The 19,878-nt window shown below is 62.9% G+C and carries 16 protein-coding genes and 1 pseudogene; 10 read left to right on the plus strand and 7 right to left on the minus strand.

Translation table 11 applies throughout. The features are described from left to right. Positions 1-95: 95 nt before the first annotated feature. From E5E97_RS10610 to E5E97_RS10625, 4 genes are read right to left on the minus strand one after another with little or no spacing between them, the layout of a single operon-like run. Positions 96-1,259: a membrane protein gene (locus E5E97_RS10610; RefSeq protein ID WP_011705134.1), complete on the minus strand. Its 1,164-nt coding sequence runs from the start codon at positions 1,257-1,259 to the stop codon at positions 96-98. After that, positions 1,259-1,630 carry a GtrA family protein gene (locus E5E97_RS10615; protein WP_005303379.1) on the minus strand — a complete coding sequence of 124 codons (372 nt, stop codon included), beginning with the start codon at positions 1,628-1,630 and terminating at the stop codon, positions 1,259-1,261. Before E5E97_RS10615 ends, E5E97_RS10610 begins: the two co-directional genes overlap by 1 nt. Further along, positions 1,627-2,688, minus strand: a complete 1,062-nt coding sequence (locus tag E5E97_RS10620) for a glycosyltransferase family 2 protein (protein ID WP_118881707.1) — start codon at positions 2,686-2,688, stop codon at positions 1,627-1,629. The genes E5E97_RS10615 and E5E97_RS10620 overlap by 4 nt, the downstream gene beginning before the upstream one ends. A gap of 56 nt (positions 2,689-2,744) precedes the next feature. After that, entirely contained in the window at positions 2,745-3,290 is a 546-nt protein-coding gene (locus E5E97_RS10625) for a hypothetical protein (RefSeq protein WP_016349902.1), read from the minus strand. Between the two features lie 326 nt (positions 3,291-3,616). On the opposite strand from E5E97_RS10625, the gene E5E97_RS10630 reads away from it, so the two are divergent. From E5E97_RS10630 to E5E97_RS10645, 4 genes are all read left to right on the plus strand, one after another. Further along, positions 3,617-4,387: an ABC transporter substrate-binding protein gene (locus E5E97_RS10630; RefSeq protein ID WP_016349903.1), complete on the plus strand. Its 771-nt coding sequence runs from the start codon at positions 3,617-3,619 to the stop codon at positions 4,385-4,387. Between the two features lie 81 nt (positions 4,388-4,468). After that, entirely contained in the window at positions 4,469-5,953 is a 1,485-nt protein-coding gene (locus E5E97_RS10635) for a murein L,D-transpeptidase (RefSeq protein ID WP_049048373.1), read from the plus strand. Between the two features lie 150 nt (positions 5,954-6,103). Further along, the gene (locus E5E97_RS10640; RefSeq protein ID WP_011705140.1) at positions 6,104-6,649 is read left to right on the plus strand and encodes a DUF882 domain-containing protein; all 546 of its coding nucleotides are present in this window, start codon (positions 6,104-6,106) and stop codon (positions 6,647-6,649) included. A gap of 92 nt (positions 6,650-6,741) precedes the next feature. Beyond that, a complete protein-coding gene (locus E5E97_RS10645) occupies positions 6,742-6,993 on the plus strand; it encodes a hypothetical protein (protein WP_005303367.1) in 252 nt (83 codons plus the stop codon). A 94-nt stretch (positions 6,994-7,087) separates the two neighbouring features. On the opposite strand, the gene E5E97_RS10650 is transcribed toward E5E97_RS10645, so the two are convergent. Next, positions 7,088-7,702, minus strand: coding sequence for a trimeric intracellular cation channel family protein (locus tag E5E97_RS10650; protein WP_011705141.1), 615 nt, complete (start codon positions 7,700-7,702; stop codon positions 7,088-7,090). A 142-nt stretch (positions 7,703-7,844) separates the two neighbouring features. Further along, positions 7,845-8,609, minus strand: coding sequence for a sulfate transporter CysZ (cysZ, locus tag E5E97_RS10655; protein ID WP_011705142.1), 765 nt, complete (start codon positions 8,607-8,609; stop codon positions 7,845-7,847). Positions 8,610-8,718: 109 nt separating this feature from the next. Here cysZ and E5E97_RS10660 point away from each other — a divergent pair, with 109 nt between their 5' ends. The 3 genes from E5E97_RS10660 (at position 8,719) to ligA (ending at position 15,327) form a co-directional block, all read left to right on the plus strand. Further along, positions 8,719-12,093, plus strand: a complete 3,375-nt coding sequence (locus E5E97_RS10660; RefSeq protein WP_118881706.1) for an AAA family ATPase — start codon at positions 8,719-8,721, stop codon at positions 12,091-12,093. 15 nt (positions 12,094-12,108) lie between these two features. Then, positions 12,109-13,221: a cell division protein ZipA gene (gene zipA / locus E5E97_RS10665; RefSeq protein ID WP_011705144.1), complete on the plus strand. Its 1,113-nt coding sequence runs from the start codon at positions 12,109-12,111 to the stop codon at positions 13,219-13,221. A 99-nt stretch (positions 13,222-13,320) separates the two neighbouring features. Next, positions 13,321-15,327, plus strand: coding sequence for an NAD-dependent DNA ligase LigA (gene ligA, locus E5E97_RS10670; RefSeq protein WP_130632820.1), 2,007 nt, complete (start codon positions 13,321-13,323; stop codon positions 15,325-15,327). A 73-nt stretch (positions 15,328-15,400) separates the two neighbouring features. Here ligA and E5E97_RS10675 read toward each other — a convergent pair. Next, positions 15,401-16,413, minus strand: a pseudogene (locus E5E97_RS10675) (ABC transporter substrate-binding protein). A gap of 406 nt (positions 16,414-16,819) precedes the next feature. On the opposite strand from E5E97_RS10675, the gene nrdD reads away from it, so the two are divergent. The 3 genes from nrdD (at position 16,820) to E5E97_RS10690 (ending at position 19,778) form a co-directional block, all read left to right on the plus strand. Then, positions 16,820-18,937, plus strand: coding sequence for an anaerobic ribonucleoside-triphosphate reductase (nrdD, locus tag E5E97_RS10680; protein WP_171280251.1), 2,118 nt, complete (start codon positions 16,820-16,822; stop codon positions 18,935-18,937). 96 nt (positions 18,938-19,033) lie between these two features. Beyond that, positions 19,034-19,543, plus strand: coding sequence for an anaerobic ribonucleoside-triphosphate reductase-activating protein (gene nrdG, locus E5E97_RS10685; protein ID WP_118881703.1), 510 nt, complete (start codon positions 19,034-19,036; stop codon positions 19,541-19,543). Between the two features lie 64 nt (positions 19,544-19,607). Beyond that, positions 19,608-19,778: a YqaE/Pmp3 family membrane protein gene (locus E5E97_RS10690; RefSeq protein ID WP_005303354.1), complete on the plus strand. Its 171-nt coding sequence runs from the start codon at positions 19,608-19,610 to the stop codon at positions 19,776-19,778. The last annotated feature ends 100 nt before the right edge of the window (positions 19,779-19,878 follow it).

The following is a 19,878-nucleotide window of genomic DNA, read 5'->3' on the forward strand; positions in this document are numbered from 1 at the left end:
AATGGTTACGTTTTCAAGAATGGAAAAGTGTGAGCGGGGTGTCGCGCCCATAAAAAAGCCGGTCGATAGACCGGCTTGTTGCATTGCCACTTTCGTCACACGGTGAAGAACTTGAAGTTGACGAAGGCCACCGCGATGAAGGAGGCCACCATGCCGCTCAGGCAGAGCACGGCCGGGCGAATGGCCGGCCAGCGATGGGTCAGCAGGATGATCGCCAGCATGGTCGGATAGAGGCCGAACATGTAGCGCGGCATGGCGTTGAGCCCTGTCATCAGCGGAATGGTGCAGCAGATGAACATCAGGGTCGCCTCGGCCCAGCGCTTCTGGCTGAACAGATAGAGGTTCAGAGCCCAGCCAAACATCACCATGATGGAGAGGTAGGATTTGCGTCCGCCCAGCTCGAAGCCGCTCAGCCACCAGTCCAGCGGGCTGTCCATGTAACGGCCCCAGGCTACCTGGATGTGCTTGAACGCCAGCGCGTCACCGGTGAGGTGATAGAGGTAGAACATGTAGGCGAACAGGCCGAGCGGGATCATCCAGAGGGTGAACACCACCTTGAAGGCGCGCTCGGTGAAGCGGAAGAACTCGCGCCAGCCGTAGGCCTGCAGCGCCAGGATCAGCACCGGGAACACCATCATCACCCCCAGGTTGCGGGTGGCGGAGATGAACACGCCGAGCAGCGCCACCATCAGCCACTGCTGGCGATAGGCGAACAGGAACATCCCCAGCATCAGCGCCATGAACATCGACTCGGTATAGCCGGAGACGAAGTAGGCGGAGAAGGGGGAGAAGGCGAGCAGCCAGACGCCGAAACGGGCGGTATCGTCACCCAGCTTGAGCTGGCGCAGCACCAGCAGCATCAACGGCAGGCTGATGAAGAACGCCAGGTTGGCCACCAGCATCAGGCCGATCAGACTCTCGACGTTGAGCAGGTTGGAGATGGTGCCGGAGATCATCGGGTAGAGTGGCATGAAGGCCCAGTTGGCCGCATTGCCCTTGCTCAGCCAGCGCGGGTAGAGATCGTAGCCGTTCTCGATGATGCGCTGGAACCAGACGCAGTCGAACTGGCAATAGGCCTGCAGCGGGCCTATGTCGGGGGAGCCGTAGAGCTGCACGCCGAAATAGCCCATGCCGTAGAGGGCGGCACGGCTCAGCACGAAGGCGGCGATGATCATCAGCCAGTCACGGCTGCTGATGGCCAGTGACGGGCGATAGGGGCCCGCATTGTCAGGGGTGATGGAGGTAGTCATGTCATTCATCAGGCAAATACCCAGATCCTGGAGAGGAGGTAGGTGAGCACGGTGACCGTCAGGGTGGCGATCACCACCGGCAACAGACCGGAAAGACCCGCAAACAGCAGACCGCTCAATATCAGGTTACGCACCGCCAGCGAGAAGAGGGCGACCAGCAAGAACTTGCTGGCGGCACCCTGTTTCTGGAAGGTGATGTAACGGTGACCGAAGAAGGAGAACCAGAAGGCGATGGCAAAGGCCAGCGTCGTCACCAGGTGCTCCGAGATGGTGGGCCAGGTGTGAAACAGGGCGATGGAGGTGCCCAGATCGACGAGGGTGGCCCCCCCGCCGACAAACCCGAAACGTACCAGCCGCCAGAATTCCTCGCGGGAGATCATTGAGAAGCCTGCTCCTGCTGGTCATCAGCGGCTTTCGCGGCAGAAGCCTTCTTGCCGGCGCTCTTCTTGCTGCCGGTGGTGGCATCCTGCTTCGGCTCTTCATCCTGCTTGGCATACTGGCCGTACACCCCTTCGATGAGGTAGACGGGGCGCTGCTTCACTTCCACGAACATGCGACCGATGTACTCGCCGATGATGCCGAGCGACAGCAGCTGGATGCCGCCGAGGAACAGCACCACCGACATCAGGGAGGCGTAACCCGGCACGTCGATGCCGAAGAAGACCACCTGGGTGACGATCTTGAGGATGTAGAGGAAGGCGACGAAGGAGACGCCGACGCCGACGTAGCTCCATACCCGCAGCGGCCAGCTGGAGAAGCTCATCAGGCCGTCGAGGGCGAAGTTCCACAGCTTCCAGTAGTTGAACTTGGTCTCGCCGGCATGGCGGGCGGGGCGCTCGTAGGGCACGCCGACGGCACGGAAACCGGCCCAGGCGAACAGGCCCTTCATGAAGCGGTTGCGCTCCGGCAGCTGCTTGATCGCCTCGACCACCTTGCGGTCGATCAGGCGGAAGTCACCGGCGTTCTCCGGCAGCTTGGTGCTGGTGGAGAGGGCGTTGAAGAAGCGGTAGAAGCCGCCGGCGGTGAGGCGCTTCATCGGGGTGTCGGCGCTGCGATCCACCCGGATGCCGTAGACGGTGTCGTAGTCGCCGGTCTGCCACAGCTTGACGAATTCGAGAATGAGCGCGGGCGGATCCTGCAGATCCACGTCCATCGGCACCACGGCATCACCCTTGGCGTGATGCAGACCGGCGGTCATGGCTGCTTCCTTGCCGAAGTTGCGGGCCAGGTTGACCAGGGTGACGCGCGGGTCGCGGGCGATGGCCTGCTCGACTACCTCACGGGTGCGGTCGCGGCTGCCGTCGTTGACGAATACAATTTCCAGCTGATCCTTGAGCGGCGCCAGTTCGTTATCTATCGCGTTGATGAAGGCATCTATGCTCTCTTCCTCGTTGTAAACGGGAACGATCAGAGAGAGTCGAAAATCGGCATGCGACATGAAAACTTCCTTATTTGGAAAATTATTTTATAAAACAGCGTATTGGAGAATACGTCTTATTGGGCGACGGTCAAGCGCACCGACTGGACATTGAGCGGCGTCGGGGCGGAGAGCGCCAGAAAGTTGGGACGCTTGGGGTCCGAGGTCAGCGACTCGCCCGGCAGGCTGAGACGGATCTCGTTGATGCCGGCCTTGGCCAGCTTGACGGTGGTGGTGAAATCGTGACCCAGTGCCACCTTGAGCAGAGCACCGGCCTGCGGGCTGTTGACCCGGGCCTGGATGGTCAGCTGTTCCGGCTGCGCCTGCTGTTTGGGCAGCACGAAGTAGAGGCCGCCCTGGCCGCTCAGTTCGGTGCCGTCCGCACTCGGTTTCTTGGCCCAGCCTTCACTGGAGAGAAAACGGCTCGGTTTGGTCAGATTGAGCTCGTTGCCGGGCTGGTAGGTCATGCTGGAGTTGTGCTCCCAGAAGCGGGTCTTGCCTTCCAGGTAATAGAGCTTGTAGGCCAGGCTCACGTTGGGGTGGGCGGCCAGGTAGAGGGTATAAAGGTAGAAACCACTCAGCGCCATGATGGCGGTCAGAAAACCAAACTTTTTGTACGTCATATCACTCTCTGCGCCTCACGGTTTGTAGGCTGATTTCGCGCATATGCTAATCCAATTGCAAAAAAAGCATAGTGGATCACAAAAATATATTTGGTCACATATTAACCCCTTTCCGGCCGGTGTTCCAAATGTTGCTGTTCCCGTATTTTACCTGCCCTGGCGAGCCGGAGATCTGGCGCAGGCCAGGGGCATTTCGGGCCCGGCTCTGACAAGCATAAGTGAGGGCGCCGCTCACACGGCCGGGAGCTTGCATCGCTGTGGCAGGATCTGTCGCCATTTTGCCTAGGCCGATTTATGATGGCGTATCACGCAGTCAAGGATGACCCATGAAGCTGAAACTCTGCTGCTGGATGCTCTGCTTGCTGGCGCCGCTGGCCTCGGCAAACAGTCTGTGTCCCTCGCCCTTGCGGGTCGGTTTTGACAACTGGCCGCCTTATCACTATTACGCCGGCACGGCGGCCGGGCAGAAAGAGCTGCGCGGCTTTGCCGTTGAAGCGCTCACCGCCATGCTCAAGCGGCTCGACTGCAAGGCCAGCTACGTGGAGATGCCTTGGAAGCGGGTGCTGCACGGTCTGTCACTGGGCTCGGTCGACATCGCCATGGAGGCCTATTTCAACGAGGATCGCGCCCGCTATGCCTGGTTCTCCGATGCCTACAATCCGGGCCGCAGTGCGCTCTGGATCCGCAAGTCATCCTCCTACCCCGAAACCGATCTGGCCAGCTGGCTGGCCAGCGGCCATACCCTGGGCATCACCAAGGACTACTACTATGGGGCCGAGATCAGCGAGTTGCTGCGCCGTTATGCCGCCCAGGTGAGCGTGGTCAATGACGAGCAAAACTATGGCAAGCTGGTACTGGGGCGCATCGACGGCTTTCTCGGCGATGTGCTGGCCACCCCCTGGGGCCTGAAGGAGGAGGGGCTGAGCGATCTGATCGTCCCCCACACCATGGCCGTATATGAAGCGCCGACCTTCTTCATGTTCAGCAAGAAGCGGCTGTCACCCGAATTTGTCAGTGCGTTCAATCGCGAACTGGCTGAATTTAAAGCAACAAATGAGTATGACATTATCTGGCGGCGCTACGCGCCCGCCAGCTAGTAAAGTCGCGGGCATTCACGCATCATGAGCGCCTTGACCGCCGGGTCTGACAGGCTGAAGTGAACCGATCTTGAGGTAAGCATGGGGAAGAAGTATTGGCTGGCATTGGCAAACCTGATCTGGCTGGGCTGCTGGCCGGCGGCCATGGTACAGGCCAGCGAGGGCCAGGTGGTGGTGAGCAATGCTGCGATGCAGCACGACTGGTATCAGAACAGCACCGCGGAGCAGGCCAGACGTGAGCTGGAGCTGCAGCTGCAGGAGGCCGTACTGGCCCAGTTGCACCCGGATTTTTACACGCTCTGGAAGAAGCTGCAGGCCAAGCCGGCGGATCAGCGTGGCGCCCTCTACGACGAGGCGTTCGGCAAGCTGGCCCGGTTCCAGCAGGCGTGGCGGGCCATGGATCTGGTCTCCCGCGAGCAGATGCAGACCCTCAAGCTCAACCTCAACAAGCCGCTGGCCCACGAGCCGGCCGGCGACAACCTGCTGGAGCAGGTCAGGCAGCTCAGACCACAGGTCGCGGAATATGACGCGGTGCGCGAAGAAGTGCGCAAGCTGCTGGCGCTGCCCATGGCCAAGAAGTGGCCGACCCTGACCATGCCGACCCTGCGGGCCGGTGAAGTCTCCCCGGAGCTGGGCCAGATCCGCTCCATCCTCAACGAGTTGGGCGACACGGCCCCGCGCCATGATGACGCCACCTACGACGCCGAGACCCTGCAGGCCGTCAAGCAGTTCCAGCGCCGCCACGGCCTGACTGCCGACGGTATCATAGGCCGGCAGACCCGCAGCTGGCTCAATACCGGGCCCGAGGTGCGCGCCAGCCTGCTGCTGCGCAACCTGTGGCGACGTGACCTGGTGGATCAGCTCTCCGGCGCCCGCTACGTGCTGGTGAACATCCCCGACTATCGGCTGAGCGTGGTGGAGTCCGGCAACGAGGTATTCACCAGCCGGGTGATCGTGGGCAAGGAGCAGCGGGCGACCCCGATCCTCGCCAGCGAGATCCGCTCCATCGTGCTGAACCCGGCCTGGCACGTGCCGCGCTCCATTCTGAGCAAGGACATTCTGCCCAAGCTGGGACGGGATCCCGCCTACCTCAATCGCGAGCAGTTCGAGGTGATCGACGGCGAGGGCAATCCGGTGCAGTTCACCGAAGAGGGCTGGCAGCAGGCGCTGGCGTCCGGCTTCCCCTACCGGCTGCGGCAAAAGCCGGGTGATCACAACGCGCTGGGTCGCTACAAGTTCTATCTGCCCAACAACGAGGCCATCTACCTGCACTCCACCCCGCGCAAGGCGCTGTTCGAGCAGGGCGCGCGTGCCTTCAGCTCCGGCTGCATCCGGGTGGAGCACGCCGACGATCTGGCCGAGCTGCTGCTGGCGGACTCCCGCTACCAGCCGGACAAGGTGGCCAGCATCCTGAAAGAGACCCAGACCAAGTGGCTGCCGCTGACCACCCCGATCCCGGTGTTCACCGTCTACTGGAGCAGCTGGATCGACGAGGATGGACGTCAGCAACTGCGCAACGACATCTATGGATTTGATCGAGTCAGCTACCAGAGTCGCTTGCTGTGATCCTCGCCACAGAGTGAAAAGCCCGGCCTGCGCCGGGCTTTTTCATGGCCCCTTGCGGTTTGACAGCGGCCGGCTCGGCGGGTAGTTTCAAGCGCCTGTATCAAATTCATTCAACGGTTTCACCTCAACATAGCGATGGACGGACAAGGGATGCTTGATCAAGAGATAAGCCGACGTCGCCTGCTGCTGGGTGCCGGTTGCCTGCTGGGGGGCTCGCTGCTGTCCTTCCCCGCCATGGCGAGCCGCAGTACGGCAGGACGTGAACTCAGTTTCTTCAATCTCAATACCGGCGAGCGGGTGCGCGCCAGCTATTGGGAAGACGGCCGCTACCTGAAAGACGGGCTGGCCGAGCTCAACCACATCTTTCGCGACTACCGTCGCAACGAAGTGTTCAACATCGACCGCAAGCTGTTTGACCAGCTCTACCTGCTGCAGCACAAGCTGGGTCGTCACGGTGAAATCCAGCTCATCTCTGGCTATCGCTCCCCCGTGACCAACCGCCAGAAGCGCAGCCGCAGCCGCGCCGTGGCCAAGCACAGCTACCATACCCTGGGGCAGGCGGTGGACGTGCGCATTCCCGGAGTACAGCTGGCGCACCTGCGCAAGGCTGCGCTCCATCTCAAGGTGGGCGGCGTCGGTTACTACCCGAGCGACAACTTCGTGCACCTCGACACCGGGCCGGTGCGCAGCTGGTAACGGCCGGCTGCCGGCCACCGCTGCCCGGCGGGTGACTGGTCAGCGGGGTGGCCGAGCTGGTAGGCTCTGGACACCATGCAGAGGAGAACCAGATGAAACATATTTTGCTTGGCGGGCTGATTGCCCTGCTGCTGACCGGTTGCGGCAAGCTCAACCGTGAAAACTACGACAAGCTCAAGATGGGGATCAGCTACGCCGAGGCGAGCAGCATCCTCGGCAAGGCCGAGCGTTGTGACGATGCACTGGGGACCACCAGCTGCATCTGGGGCGACGAGGGCAAGAACATCAAGATCCGTTTCATCGCCGACAAGGCGACCTTCTTTAGCTCGGAAGGGATCAACTGAAGCAGCCACAGCCCGGTTGCCCATATAAAAAAGCGCCTGACCGGCGCTTTTTTGTTGGCTGCAATCCGTACCGGCTTGCCAGAAGCTGGCGCGCTCAGTGCGTGGCGTACTGGTAGTGGAAGGTAGGCAGCCCCCACTTGAAGCGCACCGCCAGGAGACGCAGCACGAAACCGATGCCGATGGCACCGAAGGCGGCCCAGTCGTTGGGCAGGCCCTGATCCAGCGCCAGGCAGTAGATGGCGGCCGTCACCAGCGAGATGGCGGCATAGAGCTCGCGGCGAAACACCAGCGGAATGCGCTGGCAGAGCAGGTCTCTGAGCACGCCGCCGAAGGCCCCCGTCACCACCGCCATGATGCAGGCGATCCCGGCGCCGTGGCCCATCTCCAGCGCCCTTGCCGCGCCGAAGATGGAGAAGACCACCAGCCCCAGGGCATCGAGCGCCATGAACAGCTTGCCGAGGTAGCGCATCAGCGGCGCCGAGATGACGCCGGCCATGGCCGCGCCGGCGACCAGCAGCACATACTCCGGGTGTTCGACCCAGAGCAGGGGGTAATGGCCCAGCAGCACGTCGCGAATGGTGCCGCCCCCGATGGCGGTCGCCGATGCGATGATCACCACGCCAAACAGATCCATCCGTCGCCGGCCCGCGGCCAGCGCGCCTGTCATCCCTTCGGCCACCAGGCCCAGCAAGAAGAGTGCATGTAACATGAGATATCCCAGGGTGCGAGAAAGCTCCGCATCCTATCAACTCGCGCTATAGTGGACAAGCAATGAAGGCCATGCATTATTTTTTATAATGCAAAAATGAAACGGGGCCCCCAAGGGAGCCCCGTTGTCACCACCAACCGGCTCAGCGTCTGAGCTGTTCGGCGCGGTAGTGATCGACCCACATGGCGGTGGCGCCGCAGATGGCCACCGGCATCACGAACAGGTTCACCACCGGGATGGCGGAGAAGAGGGTGACCAGGGCGCCGAAGCTCAGGCACTTGCCGCGCCGCTGCTTGAGGGCGTCGCGCATGGTGATGAAGTCGATCTTGTGGTTGTCGAACGGATAGTCGACGTACTGGATCGCCATCATCCAGGCGCTGAACAGGAACCAGAGCACCGGCGCCAGGGTCTGGCCCACCACCGGAATGAGGAACAGGATCAGGCAGCCGATGGCCTTGGGCAGGTAGTATTTGAGCTTGGTCCACTCGCGGCCGAAGGTGCGCGGCACGTCTTTGACGATGTCCAGCATGCCGGTATCGCTGACGGTCTCGCCGGTGAGGGCCTGTTCCACCTTCTCCGCCAGCAGGCCGTTGAAGGGAGCCGCTATCCAGTTGGCCACCGAGCTGAACAGGAAGGAGAAGACCACCAGGATGGTGATGAGGGCGATGGGCCAGAGCAGATAGTCCAGCCAGTCGAGCCAGCTCGGGATCTGCTGGTGCAGCCAGCCGAACAGGCCGTCCAGCTGCAGCAGCAGGGCGTAGAAGGCCCCGGCAAACAGCACGAAGTTGACCAGCAGGGGGATCAGCACGAAGGTGCGGATGCCGGGCTGGCGAATGAGCGAGAAGCCGCGCAGGAAGTAGTCTGCGCCGCTGATCGAGTCTTTTACCATACGGGGTGAGTGGCTCATCTGAGCTCCATCTGTTCATGGGAAACTGCCTGCATATTACAAACAAGCTTTTGATTTGGTAAAGTCGCCTGCCCGCCTCCTCTTTATTTCGTTACCCACATAGGCCGCCATGCGTCTGAAATTGATCAAACTCGCCGGTTTCAAGTCGTTTGTCGAGCCGACCCGCATCGAACTCAACGCCGACATGACCGCCGTGGTGGGCCCCAACGGCTGCGGCAAATCCAATGTGATCGACGCCGTGCGCTGGGTGCTGGGGGAGAGCTCCGCCCGCCATCTGCGCGGCGAAAACATGACCGACGTCATCTTCAACGGCTCCGTCAACCGCAGCGCCCACGGCCGTGCCTCGGTGGAGCTGGTGTTCGACAATCCCCACAACCGGGTGCCCGGCGAGTTCGGCCGCTTTACCGAGATCTCGGTGCGCCGCGAAGTGCTGCGCGACGGCTCCAACCACTACCAGATCAACGGCCAGAAGTGCCGTCGCAAGGACGTGACCGACCTCTTTCTCGGCACCGGCCTCGGGCCTCGCAGCTACGCCATCATCGAACAGGGCACCGTCAGTCGGCTGGTGGAGTCCCGCCCGGCCGATCTCAAGTTGTTCATGGAAGAGGCCGCCGGGGTATCCCGCTACAAGGAGCGGCGCCGCGAGACCGAGCAGCGCATCCGCCATACCCAGGAGAACCTGGAGCGCCTCGGCGACATCCGCGGCGAACTGGGCTCACGCCTCGAGCATCTCAAGGCCCAGGCCGAGACCGCCGAGCGCTACAAGCAGCTCAAGAGCCGTTCGCGCGCCGCCCGCGCCGAGCTGATCGGCTCGGAACTGTGGGCGCTGGAGACGCGCCTCGGCGAGGCCAAGACCGAACTGGCCCAGACCGAGCAGGCGCTGGCGGCGCTCGATGCCAAGCGCACTGCTGACGAGGGGCGTCACGTCACGCTGTCGGTGGCCCGCCAGGAGGCGCAGGCCGAGCAGGCCAGCCGCCAGCAACAGATTTTTCTCGGCGGGCAGGCCATCGCCCGTCTCGAGCAGCAGCAACTGCACCAGAGCGAGCTTGGCCGCGACTGGCAGGCAAGGCGGCAAGCCCTCGGCGAGCGTAGCGAGGGGCTCAAGGCCCAGCTGGCCGGCCAGCTGGAACAGCTGAGCGAAAGCACGTTGCAGGGCGAGGTCGCGTCGGCGCGCCTCGAGCAGTGTGAGCAGTTGCTTACCGACCAGCAGAGCGTGCGCGCGGCGGCGACCGAGCGGCTCGAGCAGGCGCGTCAGCGCCAGCAGCAGTGGCAGCAGCAGCTGGGCCAGTTACAGGGACGGCTAAACCAGACCCGCGCCGAGGTGAACGGTCTGCAGGAACTGCAGGCCAAGACCCGGCTGGCCCGTCTCAAGCTGGAAGATGAACAGGCCGGGCCCCTTGGCGGGGAAGGGGAGAACCTGCAACCGGCGCTCGATGCGCTGGCGGCGGAGCTCGCGCTCTCCCGCGCCCGCCATGAGGAGTCCGAAGCGGCGTGGCAGGCCGCGGTGGCACATCATGAAGCACTCAAGACAGAGCAGGGTCACCAGCAGGGCTTGCTGCGCGAGCTGGAGGCTCGCCTCGCCACCCTGGATCAGATCCTGGGAGAGCAGATGGCGGGCGCCACCCTGGCGGATCGGCTGCAGGTGCCCCCCGAGTGGGCCCGGGGGCTGGACAAGGTGCTCGGCCGCTGGCTCACCGCCACCCCGGCGGATGAGTGCAATCTGACGCAATCCGGGCTCTGGATCGGCCCGGCCCAACCGGCGGTTGCCGGTACCCTGGCGGCGCAACTGGACGGCGAGCACATTCCTTCCTTCCTCAATGCCATCTGGCTGGTGGAGAGCCAGGAGGCTGCATTGGCCCGCCAGCCGAGCCTGGCGGCCGGTGAGTCGCTGCTCACTCCTGCGGGCGACTGGTTTGGTCCCAACTGGGCGGATCTGGGGGAGGGCATGGCCCTCGGTACCCTGGCGCTGCTCGGCGAGCGTGAGCGGTTGCACACCGAGCAGAGCGCAGGTCGGCAGGCGCTGCGCCGGCTCGATGAGCAGCTTGCCGCCGCCGATGCGACGCGGGCCCAGCTGCACGGCGCCCATGAGCTGGCTCAGCGTACCCTGCGCGAGCAGGAGCTGCAGTGGCAGCAACTGCGCGAAGCCTGGAGCCTGCGCGAGGGGCAACGGCAGGAGCGGTTGCAGCGCCTCGGCCAGCTGGGGGAAGAGCTGATCAGGCTCGACCAGGAGCAGGCCGAGGAGGCCGAGCGGCTGGCGTCGGCTGGGGAGCGGCTTGAGCAGGGCGAAGCGGCCCTTGGCGAGTTGCAGGAACAGGGCGAGGGGCTCGCCGAGGCGCTGCTGCTCGCCCAGGAGCAGGCAAGCGGGGCGGAGCGGGCGCTGGAGGAGGCGCGCCTGCGCCGGGAGCAGCAGCAGGCCGCCTGCCAGCGGCTGCAACTGGAGCAGCAGAACCTGCGCCAGCTCATCGCCCTGCGCGAACAGGAGCTGGCCCGCCTCGGGCTGGAGCTGGCCGAGCTCAAGGAGCCGGGCGCTACGCCGGGTCAGGATCTGTCGCCCCTGCTGGCCGAGCAGCGCAATCTTGAGGCACAGCAGCTTGCCTGTCATCAGCGGCTTGCGGAGCTGGAGCGTCAGCTGACCGAACTGGAGCAGGCCAGAAGCGCCGATCACAAGCAGCTGGTGCAAATTCAGGAGAAGCTGGCGACCCTGCGCCTTGAGCGTGAACGCAACCTGACGCGCCGGCAGGGGCTGCACGAGCAGTTCGAAGAGCTGGGCGTGCGGCTGGTGGATCTCGATCAGGCGGTGCTGATTGCCGCTGATCGCGGCAAGCTGCGCCAGGAGATCCAGACCCTGGAGGCACAGGTGGAGGCGCTTGGCGCCATCAACCTGGCGGCCCTCGAGGAGTATGAAGAGGCGAAAACCCGCTCAAGCTACCTGGAAAACCAGTGTCAGGATCTGGAACAGGCGCTGGAAACCTTGAGCCAAGCCATTAAAAGAATTGATAAAGAGACACAAATACGGTTCCGGGATACTTTCGATAAGGTCAACGAAGATTTAAAATCCCTCTTTCCGAAAGTGTTCGGGGGGGGCAGTGCCTGGCTTGAGCTCACCTCCGATGATCTTTTGGAGGCCGGAGTGAGCATCATGGCGAGACCTCCGGGTAAGAAGAATGCTACCATTGCCCTGCTTTCCGGGGGGGAGAAGGCGTTAACCGCACTTGCGCTGGTTTTTGCCATCTTCAGACTCAACCCAGCACCATTTTGTCTGCTGGATGAGGTGGATGCACCGCTCGATGAAGTGAACGTCGGTCGCTTCTGTTCTCTTGTCAAAGAGATGTCGAGCACAGTACAGTTCGTTTACATCAGTCATAATAAGGTCTCCATGGAGATGGCTGAGCAGCTGGTTGGCGTCACGATGCAAGAGCCCGGGGTTTCGCGCATAGTGTCGGTCGATATCGGTGAAGCCGTCGCTTTGGCTGAGCAAAACTAGAAAGAGAAGCAGCTAATGCAGGAATTGCGTTACATCTTGGTTGCCCTGGGCGGTATTGCCATCGCGGCATTGCTCATTCACGGGTTGTGGAGCAACAGAAAGAATCGTCAGGCACCGATCAAAGAGAAACCTCTGGGCCGGATGGAATCCAAATCACGGGATCGTGACAACGACGCCTTCGACAGCGATGGCATCGGTCAGGTGCGAGTGGTCAGCGGTGGCCGTCGTGCCGAGCCCAAACTCCACCATGATGAGCCCCGCCAGCCGGAAGTCAGCCGTCGTGCGCCTGCGCCCGCCTTCGATGATGAAGATGACGACGCCGATCTGCCGCCGCCCGTGGTACGCAAGCCTGCCGCCCGCCCCGTGCCGCCGCCCCCCGTCTATGAAGAAGACGAGGAGGAGTTCGAGGAGCCGGTTGCCGCAGCCGTCGAGGAAGTGCCTGCCGCGCCGGTGCGCAAGCCCGCCCAGGTCATTCGCCGTACCCCGGTCCACCGTTCCCGTCCCCAGCGCGAGCCGCTGCTGCAACCGCTGGACGAAGAGCCGCTGGTCGAGCCCGCCTACGCGACCGCACCCACTTTCGGTGCCCGCGAGCCGGCCCCGGTCGCCGCTCCCGAATACCAGGCACAGCCCCGTCATGCAGCCCCCGAGCCTGCCTACGAGGAGCCCGTCTATGAGGAGCCGGTACGTGCCGCGCCGGTCGAGAAGATCTGGCAGGATGTCTATGTCATCAACCTGATGGGCCGTCCGGGTCACGATCTGCAAGGGGCCACCCTGCTCTCTTCCCTGCTGGCGCTGGGCTTCAAGTTTGGCGAGATGGATATTTTCCACCGTCACGAAGACCCGAACGGCAAGGGTGAAGTGCTCTTCTCCATGATCAACATGGTCAAGCCGGGCACCTTCAACCCGTACCGGATGGAGCAGTTCGCCACCCCGGGCGTGTCACTCTTCATGCAGCTGCCGCTGCGCAGCAACGCTGCGTTTGCCTTCGAGGACATGCTGCAGGCCGCCGATCAGCTGGCAAGCGATCTCGATGCCATGCTGACGGATATGGATCGCAGCCCGCTGAGCGACGAGACCATCGCCCGTTACCGGCATGAGCTGGCCGCCTACGAGGCCAGTCGCGACTAATACGCCATGCGGGTCGAATGAATAAAAAGTGCGGTACCCAGGTGCCGCATTTTTATTGGTCCGCTGGCCGGTTTTTCCATCACACTTCGAGACTTTTTCATGAGCGATATCCTCTCCCGCCACCGTCAACTGTGTGAGCTGCTGATCGAGTACGGTCATCAGTACTATGTGCTGGACAACCCCACGGTGCCGGACGCCGAATACGATCGCCTGATGCGCGAGCTGATCGCGCTGGAAGCCGAGCACCCCGAGCTGAAGACGCCAGCCTCGCCGAGCGTGCGGGTGGGTGGCCAGCCGCTGACCGCCTTCAAACAGGTGCGCCACGAGATCCCCATGCTGAGTCTGGACAATGTGTTCAGCGGTGAGGAGCTGCAGGCCTTCGAGCAGCGCATGCGCGATCGCCTCAAGCGGGAGGTGAGCTTTACCTTCTGCTGCGAGCCCAAGCTGGACGGGCTGGCGGTGAGCCTGCTCTATGTGGATGGCCAGCTGGTGCAGGCCGCCACCCGGGGCGATGGCACCACGGGTGAGGAGATCACCGAGAACGTGCGCACCATCAAGGCCATTCCCTTGTCCCTGCGCGGCGAGGGCTGGCCGGCAAGGCTTGAGGTGCGTGGCGAGGTGTTCATGCCCAAGGCGGGGTTCGAGGCGATGAACGCCAAGGCGCTGGCCGCCGGCGAGAAGGTGTTCGTCAACCCGCGCAATGCAGCCGCCGGCAGCCTGCGTCAGCTCGACTCACGCATCACCGCCAGCCGCCCGCTGGCCTTCTACGCCTATGGAGTGGGGGTGGGTGGTGAGCAGCTCGGTGGCTCTCACTTCGGTCGCCTCAATCAGCTCAAAGAGTGGGGCCTGCCGCTCAGCCCTGAAGTGAAGCTCAAGGAGGGGGCGGCCGGTTGCCAGGCGTTCCACGACGATATCCTGGCGCGCCGTGGCGAGCTCCCCTACGAGATTGACGGCGTGGTCTACAAGGTGGATGCCATCCCCCTGCAGGAGGAGCTGGGCTTTGTGGCCCGCGCCCCGCGCTGGGCCACCGCCCACAAGTTTCCGGCCCAGGAGGAGATGACGGAGCTTGAGAACGTCGAGTTCCAGGTCGGCCGCACCGGCGCCGTGACCCCGGTTGCCAAGCTCAAACCGGTGTTTGTCGGTGGCGTCACCGTCTCCAACGCCACCCTGCACAATGCCGACGAGATTGAGCGCCTTGGCGTCATGATCGGCGATACCGTGATCGTGCGCCGGGCCGGGGACGTGATCCCGCAGATCGTGGCGGTGGTGGAGGCGCAGCGCCCGGCGGATGCCCGCGCGATCCTGTTCCCGACTGAGTGCCCGGTGTGCGGTTCGGCGGTGGAGCGGCTGGAGGGAGAGGCGGTGACCCGCTGCTCCGGCGGCCTGTTCTGCGAGGCGCAGCGCAAGGAGGCGATCAAGCACTTCGCCGCCCGCCGTGCCATGGACGTGGACGGCCTTGGCGACAAGATAGTGGAGCAACTGGTGGACAAGGGGCTGGTGAAGACTCCGGCCGATCTGTTCAGCCTCAACGCCATTCAGCTGGCCGGGCTCGAGCGGATGGGGCAAAAGTCGGCCCTCAATCTGGTGGCGGCCATCGATGCGGCCCGCAGCACCACGCTGCCCCGCTTCCTGTTTGCGCTGGGGATCCGCGAAGTGGGGGAGGCGACCGCCTTGAACCTCGCCAACCACTTCCTCACTTTGGACGCCCTGCGCGCCGCCTCGGTGGAGCAGTTGCTGGAAGTGGCCGACGTGGGGGACATAGTGGCCAAGCATGTCTACTACTTCCTGCGCCAGCCCCACAACATAGAGGTGCTGGAGGCCCTGCTGGCCGCCGGCATCCACTGGCCTGCCATCGAGAAGAAAGAGGCCGCGGAGCAACCCTTTGCCGGCAAGACCTTCGTGCTGACCGGCACCCTCACCACTTTGTCGCGCAACGACGCCAAGGCGGCGCTGCAGGCGCTGGGGGCCAAGGTGGCGGGCTCGGTGTCGGCCAAGACCGATGTGCTGGTGGCGGGGGAGGCGGCAGGCTCCAAGCTGGTCAAGGCCCAGGAGCTCGGCATCACGGTCTGGAGTGAAGAGGAGCTGCAACAGGCGTTGCAGGGCTGAGTCGCTCACGCAGAAAGAGAAACAAAGAACCCGGCATGGCCGGGTTCTTTGTTATGGGGGCACTGATCAGCGCTCAATCGCGCCAGAGGATCTTGTAGCGCCACTTGTCCGGCAGGGTGAGCTGCCAGCGGGCCAGCTCGCTCTTGCTGAACACGTACTCGCCACGCAGGGCGGCGCGCGGTGCCAGGGTTTTGGGCTGGGCGCCCGCCAGGATGGCGTTGACCAGCTCGGCCGCCTTGGCCCCCTGATCGCGGCCATCCAGCACCAGGCCACCGATGGCCTTGCCCTTGCCCACCGAAAATTCCCAGAAACAGAACAGCGGCACCGGGCTGTGGGCGCTGGTCCACTCCAGCACAGTCTGCTCGCTCACGTGCTTGCCATCATCGTCCACCAGCGTGTGGTAGAGGCCGATGAAGATGGCTTCATAACCACTCTGCTTGGCATTGAGCACGGCTTCCTGCCACAGGCTGTAGTCGCCGATGAGCTGGCTGTTGACCCGGGTCTGGCCGACCCGCAGCTCGGTCTGGGTCTTGAATTCATCCTCGATGGCGGTGAGCGCCACGTTGCTCGAGTCAAACAGCACCAGTGCCTTCTTGATCCCCCCATCAGCTGGCTCATCTCGCTGATGTTGCGTTTGAGCAGGGGGCGCTCCAGCACGCCGGTGATCTTGGGGTGGCCGACCAGCCCCTTGTGGCGCGGGTTCTCGTTCATGCCGAGAAACACCACCGGGGTGCCGAGGGAGGCGATGTCGCTGGCCAGGTAGTTGATGGCGTTGTCATCGCCGAGCACCACCAGATCCGGTTTCACCTGGCGATAGTAGGCGAGCGCCTGCTCGGCTATCTGATCAAACTCCTCGGCGGGGCGGCGTTTGGTATCCATGTAGAAGTGGCTGATGTGGTGGTCGCCCTTGAGGTTGGCGGCCAGGCTGGCGTTGTAGCTCTGATCCCACAGGTATTCGGGGTGGTAGCTGCTGATCACCAGAATCTCGGCCGCCCACAACCGCAACGGGAGGGCACACAGCAGCAGTAACAGCAATAGCGGGTTGGTCATGTCGCTTCCCATCGAACAAGAGGAGTTGTCATTCATTATGTCCATCTTGGTGCAAACCTGTCCCGGTCAATTACTGTCGGAAGGGAAATCTTTTTCCCTCTGGCCGGTATCGGGCGCCAGCCCGCATCAGGCTTGAATTGGGTCTTGTATGGGGCCGTTTGTGACTGGTCGGGAACTGCGCCACTCGCCTCAAAACCTGTTCTGGATCAAGAAATACGGTCACGCTTTGGTGCCTAATAGACACCACATATAGGGCTGCATTCGTTTTTAATCCCTATATGTTGTGTTATTAAGCTGTGTACAAGCTGTTCCCTTCTCATCGTCAGCCCTGGCTTGTCAAGCCTAGGCTGAATTTATTTGCGCCGAGGACGAGGCGTGGAGGAGGGGGCCAAACAAGGGTAAGCCGAGGGCGAGAGCCTGGCCTTTTTAACGGGGAAAATCCATGAAACCGGTTGTGATCAAACGTGATGGATGTCGCGCACCATTCAATGCCCAGCTGATTGCCGAGGCGGTGGGCCGAGCGGCAGAAGCGGTCAATCAGGCCAGTCCGGCGCTGGCCGAGCGCATTGCCGCCGCCGTCACCCAGGGGCTGGAAGGACGAGGGGAAGTGGACATCCACGAGATCCAGAACCGGGTCGAGAACCACCTGATGGCCTCCGACGACAAGGCCATCGCCCGTGCCTACATCGAATACCGTCACGACCGGGATCAGGCCCGCGAGGCCCGCGGCCGGCTGGCCCAGGAGATCCGCGGCCTGGTGGAGCAGACCAACGCAGCCCTGCTCAACGAGAACGCCAACAAGGATTCCAAGGTAATCCCGACCCAGCGTGACCTGCTGGCGGGCATCGTCGCCAAGCACTACGCCACCAGTCACATGCTGCCCCGCGATGTGGTGCAGGCCCACGAGAGCGGCGATCTGCACTTCCACGATCTCGACTACTCCCCCTTCTTCCCCATGTTCAACTGCATGTTGATCGACCTGAAGGGGATGCTGACCCACGGCTTCAAGATGGGCAATGCGGAGATCGACACTCCCAAGTCCATCAGCACCGCCACCGCGGTCACGGCCCAGATCATCGCCCAGGTGGCGAGCCACATCTATGGCGGCACCACCATCAACCGCATCGACGAAGTACTGGCTCCCTATGTGACCATCAGCTGGGAGAAGCACCGGGAAGTGGCGCTGGAGTGGGGCATCAGCGATGTGGATGCCTACGCCATGGCCCGCACCGAGAAGGAGTGTTATGACGCCTTCCAGTCGCTGGAGTATGAGGTCAACACCCTGCACACCGCCAACGGTCAGACCCCGTTCGTCACCTTCGGCTTTGGCCTCGGCGACAGCTGGCAGTCACGCCTGATCCAGCGCGCCATCTTGAGCAACCGCATCGCCGGCCTTGGCAAGAACAAGAAGACCGCCGTGTTCCCGAAACTGGTGTTCGCCATCAAGGATGGCCTCAACCACAAGCAGGGCGATCCCAACTACGACATCAAGCAGTTGGCGCTGGAGTGCGCCTCCAAGCGGATGTACCCGGACATCCTCAACTACGACCAGGTGGTCAGGGTGACCGGCTCCTTCAAGACCCCCATGGGCTGCCGCTCCTTCCTCGGTGCCTACGAGGAGCACGGCGAGCTGGTCCACGAAGGGCGCAACAACTTAGGCGTGGTGAGCCTCAACCTGCCGCGCATCGCCCTGAAATCCCGCGATGAAGCGGACTTCTGGGGCAAGCTGGACGCCGCCTTGCGGGTAGCCAAGACCGCACTGATGTACCGCATCAAGCGCCTCGACGGGGTCAAGGCCCGAGTCGCGCCCATCCTCTACATGGAAGGGGCTTGCGGGGTCCGCTTGAAGGCGGACGACAATGTCAGCGAGATCTTCAAGCACGGCCGCGCCTCCATTTCGCTTGGTTACATCGGGGTACACGAGACCATCAACGCCTTGTTTGGCGATCAGGTGCACCTGTTTGACAGCGCCGAACTGCAGCAGAAGGCCATCGCCATCATTGCGCGGCTCAAGGCGGCCACCGACGAGTGGAAGGAGGAGACCGGCTACGGCTTCAGCCTCTACTCCACCCCGAGCGAGAACCTCTGCTCGCGCTTCTGCCGCATCGACGCCAAGGAGTTTGGCGTGGTGGCGGGGGTGACCGACAAGGGCTACTACACCAACAGCTTCCACCTCGACGTGGAGAAGCAGGTCAATCCGTACGACAAACTGGACTTCGAGGCGCCCTATCCGCCCATCGCCAGCGGCGGCTTCATCTGCTATGGCGAGTACCCCAATATCCAGCACAACCTGGAAGCGCTGGAGAACGTCTGGGACTACAGCTATGACAAGGTGCCCTACTACGGTACCAACACCCCCATCGACGAGTGCTACGACTGCGGCTTCACTGGCGAGTTCGAGTGCACCTCCAAGGGCTTCACCTGCCCGCGCTGTGGCAACCACGACCCGGCCAAGGTGTCGGTGACCCGCCGTGTCTGCGGCTACCTCGGCAGCCCGGATGCGCGCCCCTTCAATGCGGGCAAGCAGGAAGAGGTGAAGCGCCGCGTCAAACATATGTAAGTGCGGTAACGATGAAGCTCTGGCCCCTGTTGCAAGGGGCCATTTTCATGGGGTGGCGACCGTTTGCACACCCATGAAGGAGGCAGGAAACAAGCGATGCACTACCACCAATACTACCCGGTCGATGTGATCAACGGCCCCGGCACCCGCGCCACCCTGTTCGTCTCGGGTTGCGAGCACCAGTGCCCCGGCTGCTACAACCAGAGCACCTGGCGGCTCGATGGCGGCAAGCCGTTCGATGAGGCGATGAACGATCGCGTCATCGCGGATCTCAACGACACGCGCATCAAGCGGCGCGGGCTGTCGCTCTCCGGCGGCGATCCGCTTCACCCCGCCAACGTGCCCCAGGTGCTGGCGTTGGTGAAACGGGTGCGCGCCGAGTGCCCCGGCAAGGACATCTGGTGCTGGACCGGCTATCTGCTGGCAGATCTCAGCCCGGCCCAGCGCGAGCTGGTGGCCTTGCTGGACGTGCTGGTGGACGGCAAGTTCGAGAAGGGGCTGGCGGATCCCGGCCTGCTCTGGCGCGGCAGCAGCAATCAGGTCATCCACGACCTCAACGCCTGGCGGGAAGGGGGTGAGCGCATTCCCTGTCTGGTTTGCAGTTGAAGCCAGGGATGTTTATGGTTAGCCCATTGCTATCCCTGTGACATCGTTGACGAGGAAATCCGAGATGAACAATCTGCTCAAGATCCTGCTGGCCATCTTTCTGCCCCCGGTCTGTGCCTTTCTTCAGGTGGGCTTCAGCCTGCATTTTCTGATCAACATAGTGCTGACCCTGCTCGGCGGCCTGCCCGGCATGGTGCATGCGCTCTGGCTGGTGGTCAGCGACAAGCGCGGCTGACGCTGAGCCGCTTTGCTAAAAGCCAACCCGATGGGGTTGGCTTTTTTTATGCTGCTCAAACGGGTTCCGATTGTTACAGTAACGGGCCGGTAACCCTGCC

Source organism: Aeromonas sp. 2692-1 (assembly GCF_013085505.1).
GTDB lineage: Bacteria > Pseudomonadota > Gammaproteobacteria > Enterobacterales > Aeromonadaceae > Aeromonas > Aeromonas hydrophila.